The organism is Thioclava electrotropha (assembly GCF_002085925.2).
Taxonomy (GTDB): domain Bacteria; phylum Pseudomonadota; class Alphaproteobacteria; order Rhodobacterales; family Rhodobacteraceae; genus Thioclava; species Thioclava electrotropha.
The window spans coordinates 1,962,985-1,983,103 of the sequence record NZ_CP053562.1; the positions used below are offsets into that span (position 1 = coordinate 1,962,985).

At 64.7% G+C, this 20,119-nt stretch carries 18 protein-coding genes; 6 read left to right on the plus strand and 12 right to left on the minus strand.

Annotated features, from left to right (window positions below):
• Nucleotides 1–82 precede the first annotated feature (82 nt).
• The 3 genes from AKL02_RS09410 to AKL02_RS09420 all read left to right on the plus strand — a co-directional run bounded on the left by AKL02_RS09410 (nt 83) and on the right by AKL02_RS09420 (nt 3,299).
• Complete coding sequence (locus AKL02_RS09410; protein ID WP_133051957.1) at nt 83–1,120, plus strand: helix-turn-helix transcriptional regulator; 1,038 nt, start codon at nt 83–85, stop codon at nt 1,118–1,120.
• Nucleotides 1,107–2,453: a hypothetical protein gene (locus AKL02_RS09415; protein ID WP_083077882.1), complete on the plus strand. Its 1,347-nt coding sequence runs from the start codon at nt 1,107–1,109 to the stop codon at nt 2,451–2,453. Before AKL02_RS09410 ends, AKL02_RS09415 begins: the two co-directional genes overlap by 14 nt.
• A 132-nt stretch (nt 2,454–2,585) precedes the next feature.
• Complete coding sequence (locus tag AKL02_RS09420) at nt 2,586–3,299, plus strand: response regulator transcription factor (RefSeq protein WP_083077883.1); 714 nt, start codon at nt 2,586–2,588, stop codon at nt 3,297–3,299.
• Here AKL02_RS09420 and AKL02_RS09425 read toward each other — a convergent pair.
• The 3 genes from AKL02_RS09425 to AKL02_RS09435 all read right to left on the minus strand — a co-directional run bounded on the left by AKL02_RS09425 (nt 3,274) and on the right by AKL02_RS09435 (nt 6,834).
• Entirely contained in the window at nt 3,274–5,232 is a 1,959-nt protein-coding gene (locus AKL02_RS09425) for an ATP-binding protein (RefSeq protein ID WP_083077884.1), read from the minus strand. The genes AKL02_RS09420 and AKL02_RS09425 overlap by 26 nt on opposite strands.
• Before the next feature lie 159 nt (nt 5,233–5,391).
• Nucleotides 5,392–5,826: a hypothetical protein gene (locus tag AKL02_RS09430; RefSeq protein ID WP_083077885.1), complete on the minus strand. Its 435-nt coding sequence runs from the start codon at nt 5,824–5,826 to the stop codon at nt 5,392–5,394.
• A 132-nt stretch (nt 5,827–5,958) separates the two neighbouring features.
• The gene (locus tag AKL02_RS09435; RefSeq protein WP_165756976.1) at nt 5,959–6,834 is read right to left on the minus strand and encodes a Crp/Fnr family transcriptional regulator; all 876 of its coding nucleotides are present in this window, start codon (nt 6,832–6,834) and stop codon (nt 5,959–5,961) included.
• Nucleotides 6,835–7,483: 649 nt separating this feature from the next.
• On the opposite strand from AKL02_RS09435, the gene AKL02_RS09440 reads away from it, so the two are divergent.
• The gene (locus AKL02_RS09440) at nt 7,484–7,807 is read left to right on the plus strand and encodes a hypothetical protein (RefSeq protein WP_083077887.1); all 324 of its coding nucleotides are present in this window, start codon (nt 7,484–7,486) and stop codon (nt 7,805–7,807) included.
• 16 nt (nt 7,808–7,823) lie between these two features.
• On the opposite strand, the gene speB is transcribed toward AKL02_RS09440, so the two are convergent.
• Genes speB through AKL02_RS09470 form a run of 6 tightly spaced genes read right to left on the minus strand, consistent with a single transcriptional unit; the run spans nt 7,824 to nt 13,016 of the window.
• Nucleotides 7,824–8,792: an agmatinase gene (speB, locus tag AKL02_RS09445; protein WP_083077888.1), complete on the minus strand. Its 969-nt coding sequence runs from the start codon at nt 8,790–8,792 to the stop codon at nt 7,824–7,826.
• Between the two features lie 13 nt (nt 8,793–8,805).
• Nucleotides 8,806–9,537 carry an SDR family NAD(P)-dependent oxidoreductase gene (locus AKL02_RS09450; protein WP_083077889.1) on the minus strand — a complete coding sequence of 244 codons (732 nt, stop codon included), beginning with the start codon at nt 9,535–9,537 and terminating at the stop codon, nt 8,806–8,808.
• Nucleotides 9,534–10,301 carry an SDR family NAD(P)-dependent oxidoreductase gene (locus AKL02_RS09455; RefSeq protein ID WP_198453279.1) on the minus strand — a complete coding sequence of 256 codons (768 nt, stop codon included), beginning with the start codon at nt 10,299–10,301 and terminating at the stop codon, nt 9,534–9,536. Before AKL02_RS09455 ends, AKL02_RS09450 begins: the two co-directional genes overlap by 4 nt.
• Complete coding sequence (locus tag AKL02_RS09460; RefSeq protein WP_083077890.1) at nt 10,298–11,092, minus strand: ABC transporter ATP-binding protein; 795 nt, start codon at nt 11,090–11,092, stop codon at nt 10,298–10,300. Before AKL02_RS09460 ends, AKL02_RS09455 begins: the two co-directional genes overlap by 4 nt.
• A gap of 2 nt (nt 11,093–11,094) precedes the next feature.
• Nucleotides 11,095–11,895 carry an ABC transporter permease gene (locus AKL02_RS09465; protein ID WP_078572202.1) on the minus strand — a complete coding sequence of 267 codons (801 nt, stop codon included), beginning with the start codon at nt 11,893–11,895 and terminating at the stop codon, nt 11,095–11,097.
• Between the two features lie 59 nt (nt 11,896–11,954).
• The gene (locus AKL02_RS09470; protein WP_083077891.1) at nt 11,955–13,016 is read right to left on the minus strand and encodes an ABC transporter substrate-binding protein; all 1,062 of its coding nucleotides are present in this window, start codon (nt 13,014–13,016) and stop codon (nt 11,955–11,957) included.
• A 138-nt stretch (nt 13,017–13,154) separates the two neighbouring features.
• Between AKL02_RS09470 and AKL02_RS09475 the strand changes: the two genes are divergently transcribed.
• A complete protein-coding gene (locus AKL02_RS09475; protein ID WP_078523171.1) occupies nt 13,155–13,787 on the plus strand; it encodes a TetR/AcrR family transcriptional regulator in 633 nt (210 codons plus the stop codon).
• A 12-nt stretch (nt 13,788–13,799) separates the two neighbouring features.
• Nucleotides 13,800–14,660 carry a polysaccharide deacetylase family protein gene (locus AKL02_RS09480; protein ID WP_083077892.1) on the plus strand — a complete coding sequence of 287 codons (861 nt, stop codon included), beginning with the start codon at nt 13,800–13,802 and terminating at the stop codon, nt 14,658–14,660.
• 98 nt (nt 14,661–14,758) lie between these two features.
• Here AKL02_RS09480 and AKL02_RS09485 read toward each other — a convergent pair whose 3' ends face one another.
• The 3 genes from AKL02_RS09485 to AKL02_RS09495 form a co-directional block, all read right to left on the minus strand.
• A complete protein-coding gene (locus AKL02_RS09485; RefSeq protein ID WP_083077893.1) occupies nt 14,759–16,978 on the minus strand; it encodes a choice-of-anchor F family protein in 2,220 nt (739 codons plus the stop codon).
• Nucleotides 16,979–17,334: 356 nt separating this feature from the next.
• A complete protein-coding gene (locus AKL02_RS09490) occupies nt 17,335–19,149 on the minus strand; it encodes an ABC transporter ATP-binding protein (protein WP_083077946.1) in 1,815 nt (604 codons plus the stop codon).
• A 5-nt stretch (nt 19,150–19,154) separates the two neighbouring features.
• A complete protein-coding gene (locus tag AKL02_RS09495; protein ID WP_078523181.1) occupies nt 19,155–20,114 on the minus strand; it encodes an acetamidase/formamidase family protein in 960 nt (319 codons plus the stop codon).
• Nucleotides 20,115–20,119 lie beyond the last annotated feature (5 nt).

Genomic DNA, 20,119 nt, shown 5'->3' on the forward strand with positions numbered 1-20,119 from the left:
TGAGAACGGCGCAGCGGTCGATCAAATTTTCACATCTGCCATCGAAGGGGATCTATTTCGGTCCGTGCTCGCGGTCGTCGCGATGAATTTTCCCGAAGCGACGCCGATGATTGTCGGGCTGGAACGGATGCAGGGCGCAGGGAACTTCCTGCTTCTCGATACGCCGAACCCGGAATTGCGCCGGGCCTTTGCCGAGGAGATGCGCGCCCCCGATGGCTGGGCGCACAGTCTGCACGGGCAGGAGATCGGCCGGGTCTATGACGACGGCGATCTCGGTGCGGAGACGGTAAATGGCGGGCCGATGGGGCAGGTGCTGCGCCGGACGAGCCCGCCCAAAACCTGTCTCGCCGGTGTCCTGTTCGATCGTGGTGAGCGTCATCTTCTGGGGATCGAACTGCGCTATCCGCGCCATCTGGAGGCGGAGCTGCGGCGGCCTTTGAAGGACTTCCTGACCCGGCTCGCCCGGCAGCTCGATGTGGCGACGCGGATCATGGAGGTGCGCCAGCGGCTCGACGCGGCCGAGCGTCTGAGCGGTAATCTTCTGGAAATCCTGCCCTTCTCGGTGGTGCTGTGCAACGAGCGGCGCAGCGTTTCGCGGATGAACGGGCGGGCGCGGGCAATCCTGCGCAATGGCCGCGCGCTGCAGGTCTCGCCCGACGGGACGTTGCGGCTGTCCGATCCCATCGTGGATGACGAATTCGCGACGCAGATCCAATCGCTGCAAGGCAGCCTGCGCCAGCGCGTCGCGGTCATGTCCGTGCCGCGAAATCGCGGTGAGCCGCGTGAGATCCTGACAATCATCCGGCTGGCCGCGGGCGAGGCGGTTGGCCTGCCGGGCGCCGGGCCGAATTTTGCGGTGATCTACGAAGACCTCGATATGCCGCTCGAACTGGATCAGGATTTTCTCTGGCGGCTCTTCGGCATGAACGCGAAGGAGGCCGATCTCGCTTTGGCGCTGCTGGCGGGGGAGTCGATCGGCGAGCTGGCTTTGCGCAGGCGGATGTCGAAGGAAACCTTGCGCAATCAGCTCGCGGCGGTGATGCGCAAGACCGAAACGTCGCGCCAACAGGAGCTGGTGGCCCTTCTGAGCCGCCTTGCTACGATCAATGCGACGGCGTGAGCGCATATTTCACCCCCTCGGCTGCGCCCTTGGCGGGCTGGTCGCGCTGGCCGCTCTGACGCCTCCGGTTCAGGCGCAGCCGCCCTCGATGTGGCAGGGCTGGTCGCTCGCGCCGCCCCAACGCGGACCGTTCGTGCCGGGGCTGGGCTCTCAGATCACCGGAGAGGAGGGGCGCGGCGTGGAGTTCGGGCTGCAAGGCCCCGTGCGCCCTCTGCAAATCCTTCCGCAGGCGGGCTGGACCCCGGATTTCTCGACCCGGCCTCAACTCGGTCTGAGCTTCGGGCGCGGCTCCGGTTTCGCGCAGGCGCAAGCTGTGTCGGGTCTGCCGAGTTCCGGTACGCTCCTTCTGACGGGGCCGCGCACGGGACAGGGCAATATCGCGATCGATCTGAACCCGATGCTTGGCGCGGGGGGCACGCTGTCGGGGGCGAATGCGACAGCCTCGCTGTCCCTTCCCGACGGGCATGGCGGCACCGTTCATATCGAGCAACAGTCCTTCTCGCCCGCAGTCACTGGCAATCGCATCGAGACCTACGCGTTTTCGCCCGGCGCAGGCGGAGGAGGCTTCGCGGCGCTCAGTCTCGATGGCGCTTCCGGAGAGGCCACAGCTCTGGCGGCGGTGTTCGATCCGGGCGGGTTCTCCGTCATCGGGCTTGGAGAACCGGACAGCGTGAAGGTCGCGCAACGGGTCAGCGCGCATAGCCGGGTGCGCGAGCTGGGCGGCGTGATCGCGAGCCCGCTGGGTCACAGCCGCGACTGGAGCTGGGGCCCGCGTCTCGGCTTCGGGGATCTGTCGCGCCACACGGGCGAGACCTACACGACGACGGCTTCCCTCACGGCGAGCCGGGCCATCCCGGCCATCGAGAGCGCCCGTCGCACGCGCCTGCACGAGCGCAGCCAGAGCCTCACCTTGGGGCTGGGCGGGCGGCGTCTGGTGACCAGCGACCTGTCCTTCGGCCTCTATCTCGACCTCGGCGCGAAGGCGGTGTCGGCAAGCGGGCGCAGTGAGGAAACCCTCTCGATCCCGGGGCTCGCCTCGGCCAGCAACGCGCCCGAGCGGTCCCGATATTCCCGTGTGGAACCGGTCCTGCGGGCGGGCATGGTGTTCGAACAGCAAATCGGCCGGAACAGCGCCTTCGCCGTCTCTCTGGGGGTGCAGGAGACGGGGCAGGCGTCGCTCATTTCGCGCTCTTCGGGGACGACGACGGTGGGCTCCGGTTCGGTCTCGGCGGCGGCGCTCTCGACCGCGGGCGAGACCATCCGGCATGACGAAATCCGGTGGCGGCACGGGTTTGAGGGAACGATCACGTTTAATTTCGTGTACCGTTTCTGAAGCTTGATCACCATCAAAGACAGGGCGGACAGGGGGCGCCGATCATGACATAATTCGGGACAGGGGTTTGCGGTGCCATGGAAAGCGCCGGGACGCTCCCGATAGGTGCGGAGGGGATAGGAGGTCGCGCCTGTGGAACAGCAGACAATTCTCGTCGTCGAAGATGATCCTTGCGTACGCGGAGCGCTGCGGGACTGCCTTGAGGCGGAAGGCTGGGCGGTACGCGAGGCATCGGACGCCACTGGCATGATGCAAGAGATCGAAGCGGGCGACGTCGATCTCGTGACACTCGATCTGGGGCTGGGCGCGGATGACGGGCTCGCACTCGCCCGTGTCCTGCGCGGGCGCAGCAATATTCCCGTCATCTTCATCACGGGGCAAGGGCAACCGCTCGACCGGGTGCGCGGTCTGGAGGCGGGGGCGGATGACTACATCGTCAAACCCTTCGCCGCGCGCGAGGTCGCGATCCGCATCCGTCGGGTGCTCGATGGCTATCGGACCCGCAACCTGCCGCGCGAGCGGCTGCGCATCGATCACAGCAGTATCGACCTGCGTCACGGCGTGATCGAGCATAATGACGGTCGCCGCGAGGATCTGACCGGAACGGAGGCGAAACTGCTCGAACTGTTCCTCAGCCGCCCGGAGCAGGTGCTCTCGCGCGACGACATCAACCGGGTGCTGCACGGGCGCGACTGGTCGCCCTATGACCGGACCATCGACACCCATATCGCCCGGCTTCGACGCAAGATCGAACCGGCGGATGATGCCAATCGGATGATCCGATCCGTACGCGGCGTGGGCTATGTCTTCACCGGCCAGATCACGGGGGAGGTCCCTCCGGCTTGAGCGCACGCGCGACCGCCGCACTCAACGTCGAGAGAGAATAGGGCTTCGTGAGCAATTCCACCTCGCGTTCGGCTTCGGGGCGCCCGGAGAAATGCTCGGACGTATGGCCAGAGGTCAGAAGGACGGGCAATGCGGGATCGCGGGCGCGGGCGCGATCGACAAGGTCGAAGCCCGAAAAGGTGCCGGGCAGCACGACGTCGGAAAACAGTAGCTCGACCGGCTCGCCCGCCTCGATCTGCTCCAGCGCCTCGGACGCGTTCGCGGCCTCGATCACCGCGTAGCCCAGAGCCTCCAGCCGGTCGAGAACCGCCTCGCGTACGAGCGGATCGTCCTCGACCACCAGCACCAGCTGACCATCGCCCATTCGCAGCGCGTCGTGATGGTCGGCAGGCGCGGGCGTGGGCTCCCCCTCGGTCTCGGGCAGATAGAGCGTGATCGTGGTGCCTTTGTCGGGGGCGGTGTCGATGTGTAGAAACCCGCCCGCCCGCGCGACCGAACTCGCCACGCTGGTCAGACCGAGCCCGTTCCCGACATGCGCATCCTTGGTGGTGAAAAACGGATCGAGAGCCTGCCTGCGCACGTCCGGGGGCATGCCTTGCCCGGTATCGGTCACGCTCACCGTGAGGAAGCAGCCCGGCCGCGCGCCGTCGATCTCGGCGGCCTGATGCGCGTCAAACCGCGCGCAGCCGGTCTGAATGGTGATCGTACCGGTGGCCGTCATCGCGTCGCGCGCATTGATGACGAGATTGAGCAGCGCGCCGTCCAACTCCCCGCGATCCATGTAGATCTGGCCATGATCGGCGCCGGGCAGGAGACGCAGATGCACCTGTTCGCCCAGCACCCGCTCTAGCAGCGTCCATGTCTCGGCGAGTTGCGCATCGAGGTCGAAGCACACCGGTTTCGGCGTCCGCGCTCCGGCAAGCGCCAGAAGCCGCTGATTGAACCCAGCGCCGATCTGCGTCGCGTCGATCGCGCGTTCCAGATGGTCACGCGCGATCTCGGCCATCTCGGCGCGCGAGGCAAGCTCCAGATTGGACAGGATGACGGTCAGCAAATTGTTGAAGTCATGTGCAATCAGGCCTGCCATTCGGCCCACGGTTTCCAGCCGCTGCGCCTGTACCAGCGCCTCCGATATCCGCGCGCGTTCCGTGCGATCGAGGATCGCGCCGACGACGCCCAGCGGACGGGGCGGATCGCAGGCCTCGTCGAACCGGATATTGCCGCGCAACTCGATCACTTTGGGCTCGGCGCTATCGGCGAGCTTGAACTCGATCGAGAACTTTCGGCTGCCCGTCGGGTCCAGCGCCGCGCGATAGACCGCGTCGAACTGCGCACGATCTTCCGGCGCGGCGAGGGCGAGCCATTTCTCGTAGCTGTCGGGCACCTCCTGCGTCTCCAGAAGCTGCCGGGCGGATCCGGTCGCGAGGAACGCATCGCGGTCGAAATCCACCTCGAACAGGGCGATCCCGGCGGCATCCATCGCCTCGGCGATCCGTTCCGCGCGCAGGGCGGTCGGCGGCTGTAGCTCCTTCCCGGCGCTGATATTCTCGATGATGAGGATGATCCCCGCGACGCCGCCGTCGCGGTGGATCGGTGCGGCAATCCAGCGGTTCCGGATCACACGCCCATCGGGGAGCGTCGTCCGGGTCTCGTCGCATTGCACGACCTCTCCGGCGAGCGCTTTATCGCGCGCGGCGGGGTAGCCCTCTGGCAGCCAGGGCAGCAGGTCGCCGTCACCCGGTCCGCTCGCGCCGGAGAGATCGACGCCGTAGCTCTCCTGAAACGCCGCCGAGGTCGCAACCAGACGCGTTGCGGTGTCGAACACCGCGACCGGGATCGGCATCAGAGAGATCATGTCTCCCATACCATCGGCAAGCGCCGTGCGCGAGGCATGCGTCTTCGATCCGGTCTCTTCGCGTTTGGAATTTACCACTGGCGCCACCTCATTTCGCGCTTGGCACCACTCCCTGATCACTCATGAAATCATACTCGGTTTCGTGTCCCGCCGTGGAGGAAAGACGAAAAATCGCACAAAACTATACCTGCCGGGCCCGCCGCTGAGAAGCAGATCCGGCCTTCCCATTGCGGTCGCTCAGACCGGGGTCGCGTGGCGGTGCTCGCCGAAACCCGCCCCTTGCAGGGAGGTCATTAACAGGTCCTGCACCTGCTTCTGGCTGTCGAACACCGCCTCCGTCATCTCCTCGGCATATTGCCCCCAGAGGCGGCGATAGAGCGCGGAATAATCGTCGATCGCGCCGGAGTAAAACTCCGACCAGGCGGAGGCGATTGCAGCGGGATCGCCGGGATTGGACAGGCTGGCGAGCAGGGCGCGGTCGCAGGTGATGCGATCGGTGGTGAAGCGCAGCCATTCCTGATTGAGCTGCAACAGTCGATCGGCCGCTTGAGTTTGCATCGCGACGAACGGGCCAAGCAGTGCCGGGTCCGGCCCGTCGGGCGGAAGCAGGCGCTTCACGAGCTCAGCATAGCCCGCGTTGGTGCGGGCGGTCGCGTCGGATTTGCGTGGCATAGGGGCCTCCCGGGATGTGATCTGACACATCGCGAGCTTTGCCGCGCGTGAGGCCGCGCGCATTGACCACGATCAATGCAGGTTGCGCGATGTGTGATCCACCGAGACATTCCGGGCCGGCGCGTCCTCGTTCTATCGCTGCCCTCCGCGTGTGGCGAAGTCCGGTGTGCGCCCGGGCGCATGTCCCTCGGACCCGAGCTTTGAGACGGCGGCTTTTCCGCCCCTGGACCATGTCTCGCGTTGAGACAGGCGCGGTGCGGGATCGGGCTCGGCAAGGGCCGCGCCGATCCGCTCGTTCTGGTATTTGGCAAGCCGCCGCAGTCGTCCGAGATCCCTGACTTCGAGATGGTCGGGCGCAAGCAGGCGGATCGCGCCGCGCTCTTCGATCTGGTGCAGCGCGCGGCACAGGGTCTCCACCGTCATGTCCAACAGCGACGCCAGATCGCGCCGGGTCAGCACGATGCGAATTTGCGGTGTGCTGCCGTCGGGTGCACCGGGGAGCTGTTCGATCAGCCAAAGCGCGAGCCGCTGCACGGTGCTGCGCCCGCGCATTTTCACGACGCTCAACTGCAGCTCTTCGAACTGCCGGTTGAGCGCCGACAGACAGCCGCGGAAGATTTGCGGATGCGTTTGCAGGAAATTGTGCCATGTCTGGCGCGGCATCCAGCAGATCGCGGTATCGGTGGCGGCCTCGCTGGAAAACCCGTTCACCTCGCGGTCCGGATCCCCGATCAGGTGCCCCGCGCGTAGGATTTGCAGAACGTATTCGTCCCCGCCTTCGGTCAGAACGACGACCTTCACCAGCCCGGAGGCGACGATGCCGACCCGTTCCGCCACTTCGCCCTGAGCCGCGATCTCGGCCCCCTGGTGATAGGTTTCACGATAGCTTCGATGCGCAAAATCGAGGAGCGCTTCGCTCTCGAAGGCGCTACAAAGTCCTGTCTGGCGCGCGATGCAGTCCTCGCATTTCGCGTCGACTTGCGGCCGTATGGCCTGAGTATTGAACATATTCCCCCCCTTTATGCCCCCCGATCGATGGCAGTGGTCGGGCAACACGCGTCTTTTGTGACTGCAGGAATCTTGCCGCCTCAGGGGCCATCTGTCAGGCGAGAAATTGTAGAGAAATGTAGATTCCCGAAATATGAGAGGCATTTCGCGCAATAATATTGCGTATCGTGGCGCGCTCACTGATCTGCAGTGCGCCATCGGCGGAGTTTTGAAATGCGCATGAAAACGGCCCCGCCGGCCGAGCCTTGGGGACAGACGCGCGGTGGCCGGCGGGTTTCGCGAAAGGCTCTTCGAGCAGACTCGAACGGGTGAGGTAGCCCCAACCCTCCGCGAATATCCAAGTATACCCCCGCGCGGCGCGCGCGGCATTATTGGGCGTCAATCGCAGCCATGACCGCGCAGGCTGCGGCCCTTCGTCAGGTTGCGCATCAGCGCTCGGGTTTCGGTCCGCGCTCCGACCCAGTTCAGTGCCTGAAGTGTGAAAAGACGTGTTGCCCCTCCGGGCGCCCTGCGTGGATTGGCAAAACCCCGCCCAGAGAGCGCACCGAACCGGGTCTGCGCGGTTTGCATTGACGGCGGTCAATGGCGCGGCGGGCCGGATGCGGTTTAGCTGAACGGGCCTCATAGCCAAGCTCGAAGGAGTGTGCGGATGTTTCGTTGGATCACCCCAGAAAACAGCCCTGACCTTCTACCGCTGCCGCGTAAGCCACGGCAGGACAGCCGCGCGACGAAGACCATTCCCTGGCCTTTGTCGGGCGCGCGCGCTGAGAAAACGGGACCGGATCGCGCGCTGGAAGTTTCGGCGCTGAGCGATCTCGGGCTCTCGACGCAGGAAATCGCGCGCTATCTCGGCCTCGCCCTGCAGGAGGTCGCCCGGCTGCAAGAGTCGGATCTCGACCTCGGCGCAAGCCTCGACAACAACATGACCCCGGTCTATCGCAGCCGTGCGGACGGGATGCGCCGCGTGGGCTGAGCGGGCAGCTCTGCGATCACCCGCGGGTCATTGTCACCGCCATCTGGCAGAGAATCTCGAACATCACCGAGACGCCGAGGAAAGCGGTCGCACCGGAGGCGTCGAAGGGCGGGGAGACCTCGACCAGATCGGCGCCGACGATGTTGACCCTGTCGAGCAGGCGGATCACCTGCAGCGCCTGATAGGAATTCGGGCCGCCCACTTCGGGTGTGCCGGTGCCGGGGGCGAAGGCCGGGTCGATGAAGTCGATATCGTAGGAGAGATAGGTGGGCTTGGTGCCGACGATCTCGCGCGCTTCCGCCATCACATCCTCGACGCCGCGGGCATGGAACTCCTCGATCGGGATCACGCGCACGCCGACGCTATCGGCGAAATCGCGATCCTCGCTGTCATAGGTCGAGCCGCGAATGCCGATCTGCACGACGCGTTTCGGGTCCAAGAGACTCTCTTCGATGGCGCGGCGGAAGGGCGTGCCGTGGGTGTACATATTGCCGCCGAAATAGCTGTGGAACAGGTCGGTATGGCTGTCGAAATGCACCATGCCGAGCGGCTCGGGCGTGCCCAGCGCGCGCAGGATCGGCAGCGAATTGAGGTGGTCGCCGCCTGCCGTGATCGGGCGGATGCCATGGGCGCGGACGGTCTCGAAGAACCGGGTGATCCGGTCCATCGCATCCTGAATGTCGGCGGGGTTCGGGGCCACGTCGCCGAGGTCGGCGCAGTTGACCATCTCGAAGGGGCGCACGCCGGTCGCACCGTTCTGCGCGCGGATCATCGTCGAGAGATCGCGCAGTTGGCGTGGCCCGTGGCGCGGGCCGGGACGGTTGGTGGTGCCGGAATCCCAGGGGCTGCCGATGAACCCGACCTGCACATCCTTCAGGCGCGGATTGTCGAGTTCGACATGCGGCAGGCGCATGAAGGTCGGCACGCCCGCGAAGCGCGGCAGATCGAAGCCGGAAACCGGGTGGAAAAAGGAATCGCTGGACATGGGGTCGCTCCTGTCAGGTCATGACACTGCCACCGTTCACGCCGAAGCATTGACCGGTGATGAAATTGCTCTGCGGGCCTGCGAGATAGCAGGCCATCGCGGCGATATCCTCGGGCTGGCCGAACCGGGCGAGCGGCGTCGCCATGTCGATTGCCAGCTGTTCGGGGCTCATCGAGGCGGGGCTCGTCATATCGGTCTCGATCGAGCCCGGCGCGATGGCGTTGACGAGGGTGTTCGGCGCCAGCTCGCGCGCCAACGTCCGGGTCAGAGCGATGATCGCACCTTTCGAGGCGGTATAGGCGGACATTTCTTCGCGCCCGAGAATGCCCAGATCGCTTGCGATATTGATGATCCGGCCTTCCTCGGTGCGGCGCACGAAGGCGCGTGCGGCGAGGAAGGTGCCGCGCAGGTTCACCGCGATCACGCGGTCGAATTCGTCAATCTTCGTCTCGGCGAGCGGGCTTTCGCGCAGGATGCCCGCGTTGTTCACGAGGATGTCGATCCGCCCGAAGCGCGACATGACGGCGTCGAACATCCCCTCGACCTGCGCCTCGTCGGCGACATCGGCGGGCAGGGATTCCGCCTCGGTCAACTTTTGAAGCTCGGCCAGCGTGTCATGCGCCTGTGCATCGTCGGGATGGCAGAAGGCGACTTTCGCGCCCTGTTCGGCCAGCGCCAGCGCGATGGCGCGCCCGATCCCGCGCGAGCCGCCGGTGACCAGCGCGACTTTTCCCTGAAGGCTCATGACATTACCTCGCCGCGGTCGACGTTGAGCGCCTGACCGGTGATATTCGCGCCCGCCTCGGACGCGAGGAACATATACGGATCGGCCATATCGGCGGGCACCATCAGCCCGTCGATTGCTTGTGCGGCCATGATCTCGGCTTCGACCTCGGCCTCGCTGCGGCCGCTGGATTCCGCCAGCTCCCTCAGTGAATTGGCCGCCGGTCCGGTTTTTACCCAGCCCGGGCAGATCGCGTTGACGCGGATGCCGCGGGGGCCCAGTTCTTGCGCCCATGTCCGGGTCAGGCCGAGAAGCGCGTGTTTGCTCGCGACATAGGCCGAGAAGCCCGGCACGGCGGTGCGCGCCCAGATCGAGGCCGTGTTCAGGATGCGCCCGCCTTCGGGGATGCGCGAGATCAGCGCGTCGGTCACGTTCTGCGTGCCGGTGATGTTGATCGCCACGATCCGCTCGAAGGTCGCATTGCCCAACGGGTTCGCACCGTTGAGCGGGGTAGGGCGTTCGAGGCCTGCATTGTTCACCAGCACATCGACGCGTTCGATATCGGCCAGCGCCTCGGTCACCATCGCGGCGTCGGCGATATCGCAGCGGATCGCGCGGACCTTGCCGGGCAGGCTTTCGGCAGCCTCATAGATAGTCTCGGTTTCGGAGAGGATGATCAGATCGGCGCCGGCGCGTGCGAAGCCTTCGGCAATGCCATAACCGATCCCGCTCGAAGCGCCGGTGACCAGAACGGTCTTGCCGGTGAAGTCGAATGTCACGCTCATTCCTTGCCGCGTCCTTCCTCTCGCATCAGCCGCATCAGATGGGCTTCCAGATCGGAATAGCCGTCAAGTTTCACGGCTCTTTCCTTGTCGGCGATCCGTGCGCCTTTCTTGAACTCGGGCACGATCACCTCTTTCACGCGGCCCGGATGGCTCGACAGGAAAACGATCTTGTCGGCGAGGAAGATCGCCTCCTCCAGATCGTGGGTGACGATCACCATCGTCGTGTTGGTCTTCTCGGCGACGTCGATCATCAGCTCCTGCATCAGCCAGCGGGTCTCGGCATCGAGCGCGCCGAAGGGCTCGTCCATCAGCAGCACTTCCGGGTCGTTGGCCAGCGTGCGCGCGATCGCCACGCGCTGACGCATCCCGCCCGAGAGCTGCGACGGGTAGGCCTCGGCGAATTTCCCGAGCCCCACGAGATTGATGAAACGTTCCGCGCGTTCGCGGCGCTCGGCGGCCGGGACGCCGTTGATCTGCATCCCGAACTCGACATTCTTGCGCACCGTCAGCCAGTCGAAGGAGGTATAGGCCTGAAAGACCATGCCCCGGTCGCGGCCCGGTCCCTCGACGCGGCGGCCGCCGATGACGATCTCGCCGCCGCTCGGGGTCTCGAGCCCTGCGATCATGCGTAGGATCGTCGATTTCCCGCAGCCCGACGGGCCGAGCAGGACGCAGATGGAGTTGCGTTCGACGGTGAAGCCCGCGCCCTCGACAGCGACCAGCTTGCGGCCGCCCGAGAGTTCGAATTCCTTCGAGATCTCGCGGATTTCCAATGCGGTTTCGGCACTCATGGTCACGCCTTTCTCAGATAGGGGAAGGCCCAGCGGTGCAGGGCGGAGAAAGTGAGGTCGAAGAGCAGCCCCAGCACCCCGATCACGACGATCCCCGACAGGATCTCATCGGTGTTCAGGAAGCGCCGCGCGCGCATCATCATCGCGCCGATACCGGTGGTGGAGGCGACGATCTCGGCGATCACCAGATAGGTCCAGGTCATCGCCAGCATCTGGCGCATCGCGGTCACGATATCGGGCAGCACGGCGGGGAAGATCACCCGGGCCACGACCTTGTGGCGCGGTGCGCCCAGCGTCAGGGCGGTCTCGACCAGCTCCTCGCGCACATTTTTGGTGTGATCCATGATCAGGGTGATCAGGAAGAAGATCACGCCGAGGAACAGCAGCGCCAGTTTCGGCGCCTCGCCGGTCCCGAACCACATCAGCAGGATCGGGATGAAGGACGGCGCGGGGAGGTAGCGCCAGGCCGAGACGAAGGGGGCGAAGAAAGCCTCGATCGCGGGGAAGGAGCCCATCATCACGCCCAGCGGCACCGCGACCGCACTGGCAAGCGCGAAGGCGATCAGCACGCGGCTGATGGAGATCAGGACGTCGCTGCCGAACCCGCGGCTGAAGAACAGATCGAAAGTGGTCGCGAAGACCTGTTGCGGGGCGGGGACGAGAAGCGGGTTCACCAGACCGCTGGCCGAGGCGACGATCCAGATGCCGAAGAACAGCACCCAGATGGCGAGCGCGGAAAGCAGCTTCTGACGGCGGCTCACGGGCTTGCGCAGCTGGAGAAAGGGAGTGGGTCGGGCGCTCAAGGTAGATGCTCCGGCTTGGGGGGAAGGGAAGCGCCGGGCATCGGCGCTTCCCGAGGGGGTCAGTGTGCGGTCAGGCTCTGGCGGTATCCGGCTTTGACCAGATCGCCCATCAGCGAGCAGTCGATGCCTTTCGACGCGTCGATCTTGTTTTCCATCAGACCGAGCTTGATCCACCAGTCATTGGTCATCGCGATCGAGTCGACCATCGAACCGTTGGCCATGCCGAGCGGGCCTTCGCCGTCGAGCACGCCGCACAGGCGGGCGGATTCGTCGAAGTCCATCATGTAGATGCCGCCCTCGAAGGACTTGCCGTTGGTCCCGATGACGTAGCCAATATCTTCCTCGGGCCACTGCAGGAACGACGCGAGCATCTTGTTGGTCTCTTCGGTGTGCTGGTTCCAGTAGGCCAGCCCTTCCCAACGCGCTTTCAGCACGGCCAGCGCCGCCTCGCGGTCATTGGCGATGAAGTTCTTGTTCATATACAGAGCGTCCATGAAGATCCCGGTCTTCAGCATCTCCGGATCGGCGGTGTTCACGATGGACCGCGCGCCGGGTTTGGCTTCGAGGACCTTGGAGATCCACGGCTCGTACATGTAGGCAGCCGACAGATCGCCCGACATCATCGGACCGACGGCTTCATCGGCATTCAGGTTCACCCACTCGACCTGATCGGGGGTGATGCCCTCGGAATCGAGCCAGATCCCCATCAGCAGCTGACCGATATAGGCCTGCGGGGCCGAGACCTTCTTGCCGGGCAGGTCGGCGGGCTCGGTGTCGGGCGCGAGAATGACGTGATCGACCCCGTAGGAGGGGTTGAGCTGGGCCACGTTCACCACATCGGTGCCGCGATCCACGACCAGCGGCGTGTAATCGGCGGTGCAGCCATAGACGTCGAGCTGACCTGCGGCGAGGGCGGCATGACCGCCCAGCGGATCTTCGAAGATCGTGATGTTCAGGTCGTAATCGGGGATCAGGTTCTTTTCCTTGGCGACTTCGAGCATGGCATAGCCCGGCCAGGAGACGCAGACCCCGACATTGACGGTTTCAGCGGCGGCAGCGGAGAGGCTGCCCGCGGAGAGGGCGACCGCGGAGGCGGCGGCGAGTTTGAGTACGGAGCGCATAAGCGGACCTCGCTGTTGGTATGGATTCTTGATCTTGTGCAAAAACTTTATTCGATAAAAACTTTTATGCAATAAAAAATTTGTCTTGACCAAAGATGGGCAATTGCCGAAAACTGTTCGCAACCCTAGGAGGACTTAGTGAGCAACCTGCGCGCCCAACAAAAACAAGACCGTCGCAACCGCATCGTCACATCGGCCAAAGAGCTTTTTCGCGAGAAGGGCTATGACAAGACGACGATCGAGGCGATCGCGGTGGCGGCCGGCGTCTCGGGCGTGACGGTCCATAACTACTACGGAACCAAGGCCGGGGTGCTGCTCGCGCTGGTGATCGAAAGCGACAAACAGCTGCTGGAACGGCTCGATTCGACGCTGCCCGGACCGGAGGCAGAGCTCGTCGAGCTGACGGTGGCCTTCGCGCACGAGATCATGGTTCACGCGATGCAGACGCTGGAGAAAGACATCTGGCGTCAGGTCATCGCGGCAGTGACGATCGAGGCGGGGACGCAGCTTTCCAAGGCCTATTTCAAGCTCGACGAACAGCTTGCCTCGGTGCTGGTGCGCCGGATCGAGGCGATGCAGCGGGACGGGAGGCTCAGCGCCGATCTGAACCCGCTTCATCTGGGCCGGGCGCTGTTCCAGCTGCAAAACGCCCGTTTCATCCAGTTCATTTCCACCGACGCCGCGCGCCGGGACGAGATCGAGACCTGGCTGCGCAACGATCTCGTGGCGCTGTTCTCGGTGACGCTCCCGGTGCCTGCCGATCCTTCCTGAGCGGAGAGTGACATGTTTCTCAACCCGATCACCTGGCCCGAGGGCAAGCGCAGCGCCGCCTGCGTGACCTTCGATATCGACGCGGATTCGCTGATCCGTACGGCGCGGCCCGAGGACGCCGAACTGCGTCTGCAGCCGATCTCGATGGGCCGTTACGGGCCGACGGTCGCCGTGCCGCGCATCCTCGAGACCTATCGTCGTCTGGGCCTGACCCAGACCTTCTTCATGCCCGCCTGGGTGATGCAGACCTACCCGGAAACGGTCGAGGCGATCCTGAAAGCAGGGCACGAGATCGGGCATCATTCGTGGATGCACGAAGATCCGATGGAGCATTCCGACGAACGCGAAGCGGAACTGTTCGAACGCGCGCTGGAGGTCCATGTCACGATGACGGGCCGCAAGCCGCGCGGCTATCGCGCCCCGGTCTATTCCTTCACGCCCGCGATGCTTAACCGGCTGATTGAGCACGGGTTTCTCTATGACAGCTCGATGATGGCCGACGAGTTGCCCTATCTGGTCGAGACGCCGAAAGGCAGCCTGATCGAGGTCCCGCCGCATTGGGGCACCGATGACTGGCCGCCCTTCGCGCATTTCGGCGAGATCGACTACCTGATGCCGATCCGCGCGCCCTCCGATGGCATCCGTGCCTTCGCAGAGGAATTCGACGCGATGCACGAGGCGGGCGGGTTCTGGATGCCGGTGCTGCACCCGTTCCTGACGGGCCGTCTGGCGCGCTGGCGCGAGATGGAGCGTCTGCTGGAGCGTGCCGTGGAGGCGGGCGACGTCTGGTTCGCGCCGATGGAAGAGATCGCCAGCCATGCGAAATCCGGGGCGTCGACGCTGCGCCGGGAACGGATCGGGATGCAGGGGTAACGCCCGCTCGGCGCGGAATAGCCGTTATCGACCTGTGAATATAAATGCACCGCGGCGCCGAAAAGCGCCGCGGTGTCTTCGTTTAGGCCTGTGAGCGCTCAGAACTTCGCGTTGAAGGAAAGCTGCAGCGCGTGGCTCTCATAGTCGCTCGAGAAGGTCCCCGAGATCCCGGCATGCAGGCTGGAGGAGAACGTCCCGGTCTGGCTGAGCGGCACGTCGATCCCGACATCCGCCGTCACCCAGTTCATGTCGAAGCCATCGACGGGCGTTGCACTGGAGGGCAGCCCGACGAAAGCGGTCTGAACGAGCTGATCGTCGCCGCTGACCTTGTTGTACTTGATCGCACCGGACAGGGTCGGGGCCTGTGCGCTGGAGGACAGCGCATATTGGCCACGCATCCCGGCGGAGGCGACGGTCACGGTGCCGGATTGATCCCCGACGGACAGGTTCCACGCGCCCGCGCCGGTCTCGTCGAAGCCGTCCACCGAGAGGTGATACATTTCGAGCGAACCCGTCGGGCCGAAGCGAAGACGATCTTGCCCGAACATGTACTCGGCATCGATCGCGCCGAAGACCTGATGGCCATCCGTGCTCGCCCGTGCGGTCGATCCCATGACATTGCGGCTCATGTCGTAGGAAAGATCCTGATAGCCGATCATGAACTGCGCCGCGCCGCCATTGCCGAAGGCTGTTCGCACGAAGCCACCGACGAAGCCGCCGGAGCCATCGATGCTGCCACGGCTCTGATCGGCATCGGACGTGCCGTCCGAGTAGCCGCCGAAGAGGCCGACCGAGACTTGATTGCCGACGAATTTCTCGCCGCCCAGCATCATGTAATGCGATTTGACGTCGTAGCCGATCGCATTGGTGGTGCGGTCGTAATTGGCTTTCTGCGCCCCCGCCGAGACGAAGGCATAGGTGTCGTCGCCGATCTTCCACGAGGTCGGCCCGCCCATCGTCGAAAGCGTGACCGATCCGTTCTGCGTCTGCGCAACCGGACGACCGATCCCTTTCGTGATGTTCTGCCCGAACTCGAAGCCGACAGCGCCAAAGGCGGGCAGGAAGCTGTAGCCCGTCGTCTCGAGCATGTCGTTGCGCGCGACCGGATCCGTGATCGCCATGATGTCGCTGATCGCGGTCTGATAGGTCTCCGCATTCCCGATATCGAGATAGGGGATGTTGGCGGCCGCATCGAGGCGACCGGCGGTTGCGAACTGGTAGCGGGTCGCGGTCTGCTCGACGATCGGCGCGAAGATCGGCGCGATGCGCATCGTGACGTTGCTGCCTGCGACATCGCCGAGATCGATGATGTAGTTCAGGTTCAGGTTGCGAAGATCCTCGACCACGTCCTGCGTGTAGAGGCCATTGGCCTGCATCGCCGCGACGATATCGGCGGGCACCGCGCCGCCGCCGGTATAGCCGAGATCCGCGACCGTCACGCCCAGCGAGTCGGCCATCGCCTGCAGCTTGCTGTCCAGATAGGTCGAGCTGTCGACGCCCAGATTGCCGTATTGCCACTGGCCGGCGCTCAGGTTGTACCACGCGATGAGCTGGGCCTCGTCCGAGGCGACGGCCGTACCGGTCGCGTCCCAGAAGATCGCTTTCGGCAGCATGCTGTTGTCGATCAGCGAGTTGCCGAAATAGGTGGCCAGAACGCTATTCGACAGGTTCGTCGCGTCGAGCGTGTTGGCGGTGTTCGCGATGGTCATCTCGGCGGAGGTGCTGTCGAAGAAGCCGATGCCTGCCTCTTCCTGACCGCCATCGCCGAAGAGCCCGTCGGGCAGGTTGAACTTCGAGATGTAATCGGGATCGAAGAGTGCCGCGGTCTGGGGGTCGCTCGGGTCGAAGGGGGTGAAGCTGTCACCCGAGCCGGTGCCGAGCTGCACCTTGAAGGCGATAATGCGGGCGCCGGTGAGGTTCGAGGTCTTGCCGTAGGTATAGTATTCCGTGATGCCGCCGCTCGATTGGGTCGAGAGCATGATATCCATCGGCGTCGGGCCAGTCAGCTGCGTCTTAACCCGTTTGCCCGAGCCGGGAGGGGCCGTGCAGGTGAAATCCGGCGTGTTCGCCATCAGGCAGTTGGTGATATCCTTCGGATTGTTCGTGTTGGGAAAGTCGGCGTTGACCTCCCCCGTCACGGCCTTGAGGCCGGGCGGCTGCACGCCTTCCGCCGGATCGGAGAAGATAAGACCATCGCCGGTCACGCTGATGACGGGTGCGTCATCAAAGGTGCCCGACCAGGCCGGATTCCCGAGGCACAGCAGCAAAGCGGCGGGCGCTACGGTGCGTTTCAAATTGGTGAGTAGTGTATTCGACATTCTTTGTCCCCATTCCCCAAGGCAAACGCTACGACAAGAAATCGTACGTCAATCGAGCCACTCTTTACGTAATTGAACTGACAACCTGTCCGTGCGTTTGCCTCGGCGCGTTTCTGAAGTTCCCTCGCACGGACTTCAGCTCCCGCGCTAAACGTCTGCCCGGTCGCTTTCTTTGATTTGCATCAATGATTTGGTGGGGTGTTCGGGGTGTTGCGGAAAAGAAACGGGGTCGATGTCGCTTTTGCTTTGCCGCCTATGAATGGTCTTGAGAAGGGGTTGCGATTTGCAACCCGAAAACGGCCTTGAAAGCACAGGGCGGCGCGGAGAGTTCCGCCCGCCCTGTGCGCGGTTTCGTGTTATTCAGCCGCCGTCTCGGTCGGCATCGCGGGCAGGTCGCTATCCGCCACGAGATGCCCGTCTCCGAGATTGCGCAGCATCAGGCGCTGCGGGCCCGTGCCCAGCTTGTAGACCGGGCTCGGCACCTCGCCGGACAGGCGCGGGGTGGGTTCGCGGACCTTGTCGGGATCGGGGATCGGCACGGCGGCCATCAGGCGCTTGGTGTAGGGATGTTGCGGCGCGCCGAAAATCTGCGCGCGCGTGCCCATCTCGACGATTTGGCCCATATACATCACCGCGATCCGGTCCGAGATATTCTCGACCACCGCCATGTCGTGGCTGATGAACAGATAGGCGATGCCGAATTCGCGTTTGAGCGCTTCGAGCAGGTCCAGCACCCGCGCCTGCACCGACACATCCAGCGCCGAGACGCTTTCATCCGCGATGATCAGTTTCGGCTTCAGCGCCAGCGCGCGGGCGATGCAGATCCGCTGACGCTGACCGCCCGAAAACTCATGCGGATAGCGGTCGAGCTGATCGCGCGTGAGACCGACGCGCTCGAACAGGCCCGCGACTTTCTCGCGTTGCTCCTCGGGGGTGCCGATGCCGTGGATCACCAGCGGCTCGGCTACCAGTTCGCCCACGCGCATCCGCGGATCGAGCGCCGCCATCGGGTCCTGAAACACGATCTGCACGTCGCGGCGCATCTCTTTCATCTTCGCGCCGCTCAGCCCGCCCATCGTATGACCTGCGACCTCGATGCGGCCCTGATGCGGCACGAGGCCGGTTAGCGCCTTCGCAATGGTGGATTTACCGCAGCCGCTTTCACCCACAAGCGAGAAGGTCTCGCCCTCCATGATGTCGAAGCTGACGCCCTCGACCGCGTGGACGCGATGCGTCACCTGCGACAGGATCCCGCCGCGAATGTCGAAATGCACCTTCACGTCGCGCAGCCGCGCCACGGGTTTCGCATCCGGGGACGCGCCCGCAGCACCGCTGCCATCGCCCATGCGCGGCACCGCGGCCAGAAGGTCCTGCGTATAGGCCTCGCGCGGGGCGGTGAAAATCTGCGAGACAGCGCCGGTCTCGACCGCCTGACCCTGTTTCATGACGATGACCCGCTCGGCCATCTCGGCCACCACGCCCATGTCGTGGGTGATCAGGATGATCGCCGTGCCCATCTCGCTTTGCAGATCGCGCAGCAGGTCGAGCACCTCGCGCTGCACCGTCACATCGAGCGCGGTGGTCGGCTCGTCGGCGATCAGCACGTCGGGGCGCAGCGCCAGCGCCATCGCGATCATCACGCGCTGCCGCATACCGCCGGACAGCTCGTGCGGATATTGGGTCATCCGACGCTCGGGTTCGGAGATGCGCACGCGGCGCAGCGCCTCGAGCGCGCGGGCGCGGGCCTCGCGTTTCGAGACCGGCTCATGCGCGCGGATCGCCTCGGAAAGTTGCAGGCCGATGCTCAGCACCGGGTTGAGCGACGTCATCGGCTCCTGAAAGATCATCGCGATGCGGTTGCCGCGCATCGCGCGCATCCGGCTTTCGGGCAGGCGGGTGAGGTCTTCGCCCTGGAAGCGGATCGCGCCGGAGCTGACCCGCAGGGCAGGGGGCGGCAACAGCCCCATGATCGCCAGAGAGGTGAGCGATTTGCCCGAGCCGCTCTCGCCCGCGATGGCGATGGTCTCGCCGCGCGCCAGCGTGAATCTCAGATCGCTGACCAGCGCCCGCTCGCGCCCCTCGGAACGCACCGAGATCGTGAGACCCTCGACGGACAGCACCGGCTGGGCGGGCTCCGGGGCCGTGACAGCCCCGGCTTGCGTTTGTTTCATTTCGATCATTCGAACACGTTTCTCGGGAAATAGAAGCTGACGACCCAGTTGGGCATATCGACGATCTCGGAAATGCGCAGATCGCCACAGGTCGAGACCAGCATATAGGCGTCGACCGCCGACATGCCGCGCTGTGCACACAGAAGGTCGATCATGCCCGAGACCGCATCGCGCGCGCCCGACATCAGGTCGGGGCCGATGCCCGTCGTGACCTCGTAGCCCGCCGTGTCGAGGTGGCGCGTGACCGGCCCCGGCGTGGTGAAGCGCGGGAATTTCAGCGTCTCGTTCTTGATCAGATCGAAGCTGAGCACGCAGTTCATCGGGCTCTCGATCGCGGTGCCGCAGACCTCGCCATCGCCTTGGGCGGCATGGGTGTCGCCTACGGAGAACAGCGCGCCGTCGACCTCGACCGGCAGATAGAGCGTGGTGCCCGCCGCCAGATCGCGAATGTCGAGATTGCCGCCCACGCGGCGCGGGGGCACGATGGAATGCAGGCCCTTTTCGGCCGGGGCGACGCCGATGGTGCCGCAAAACGGCTTGAGGCCGACCTTGCCTTCGCTGCCCCAGAGCGCCTTGTCGGGCGAGGCCGCGTCGTATTTCCAGATCGTCAGTGCCGGATCTTCGAACTGATCCGCCAGCAGGCCGAAACCCGGGATATTCGCGGTCCAGCCCCATGCGGAGCCTTCCTGCTCGCGCGGGGTGAAGCTGTCGATGGTGACTTTGAGCACGTCGCCGGGCTTCGCCCCTTCGACATAGATCGGCCCGGAGACCGGGTTGATCTTGCCGAAATCGAGCGTCTTGACGTCTTCCACCGTCGAGGACGGCCCGAGCTGACCGGCCGAGCTGTCGTGGCAGTGGAATTCGATGGTCGATCCCGGGGCCACCGTCTCGGCCGGGACAAACGAGTTGTCCCAGCCGAAATGGTGCTGTGCGCCATGGATCGTATAGTCACAGGCTTTGCACATGCGCG

What these genes read in the sequence shown, in the direction of transcription:
- AKL02_RS09460 (WP_083077890.1), bottom strand. Translation starts at nt 11,092, where the DNA reads ATGAGTGCCGAAACCGCATTGGAAATCCGCGAGATCTCGAAGGAATTC.
- AKL02_RS09485 (WP_083077893.1), bottom strand. Translation starts at nt 16,978, where the DNA reads ATGTCGAATACACTACTCACCAATTTGAAACGCACCGTAGCGCCCGCC.
- AKL02_RS09415 (WP_083077882.1), top strand. Translation starts at nt 1,107, where the DNA reads ATGCGACGGCGTGAGCGCATATTTCACCCCCTCGGCTGCGCCCTTGGC.
- speB (WP_083077888.1), bottom strand. Translation starts at nt 8,792, where the DNA reads ATGTCCAGCGATTCCTTTTTCCACCCGGTTTCCGGCTTCGATCTGCCG.
- AKL02_RS09480 (WP_083077892.1), top strand. Translation starts at nt 13,800, where the DNA reads ATGTTTCTCAACCCGATCACCTGGCCCGAGGGCAAGCGCAGCGCCGCC.
- AKL02_RS09455 (WP_198453279.1), bottom strand. Translation starts at nt 10,301, where the DNA reads ATGAGCGTGACATTCGACTTCACCGGCAAGACCGTTCTGGTCACCGGC.
- AKL02_RS09410 (WP_133051957.1), top strand. Translation starts at nt 83, where the DNA reads ATGAATTTTCCCGAAGCGACGCCGATGATTGTCGGGCTGGAACGGATG.
- AKL02_RS09470 (WP_083077891.1), bottom strand. Translation starts at nt 13,016, where the DNA reads ATGCGCTCCGTACTCAAACTCGCCGCCGCCTCCGCGGTCGCCCTCTCC.
- AKL02_RS09440 (WP_083077887.1), top strand. Translation starts at nt 7,484, where the DNA reads ATGTTTCGTTGGATCACCCCAGAAAACAGCCCTGACCTTCTACCGCTG.
- AKL02_RS09450 (WP_083077889.1), bottom strand. Translation starts at nt 9,537, where the DNA reads ATGAGCCTTCAGGGAAAAGTCGCGCTGGTCACCGGCGGCTCGCGCGGG.
- AKL02_RS09435 (WP_165756976.1), bottom strand. Translation starts at nt 6,834, where the DNA reads ATGTTCAATACTCAGGCCATACGGCCGCAAGTCGACGCGAAATGCGAG.
- AKL02_RS09430 (WP_083077885.1), bottom strand. Translation starts at nt 5,826, where the DNA reads ATGCCACGCAAATCCGACGCGACCGCCCGCACCAACGCGGGCTATGCT.
- AKL02_RS09495 (WP_078523181.1), bottom strand. Translation starts at nt 20,114, where the DNA reads ATGTGCAAAGCCTGTGACTATACGATCCATGGCGCACAGCACCATTTC.
- AKL02_RS09490 (WP_083077946.1), bottom strand. Translation starts at nt 19,149, where the DNA reads ATGAAACAAACGCAAGCCGGGGCTGTCACGGCCCCGGAGCCCGCCCAG.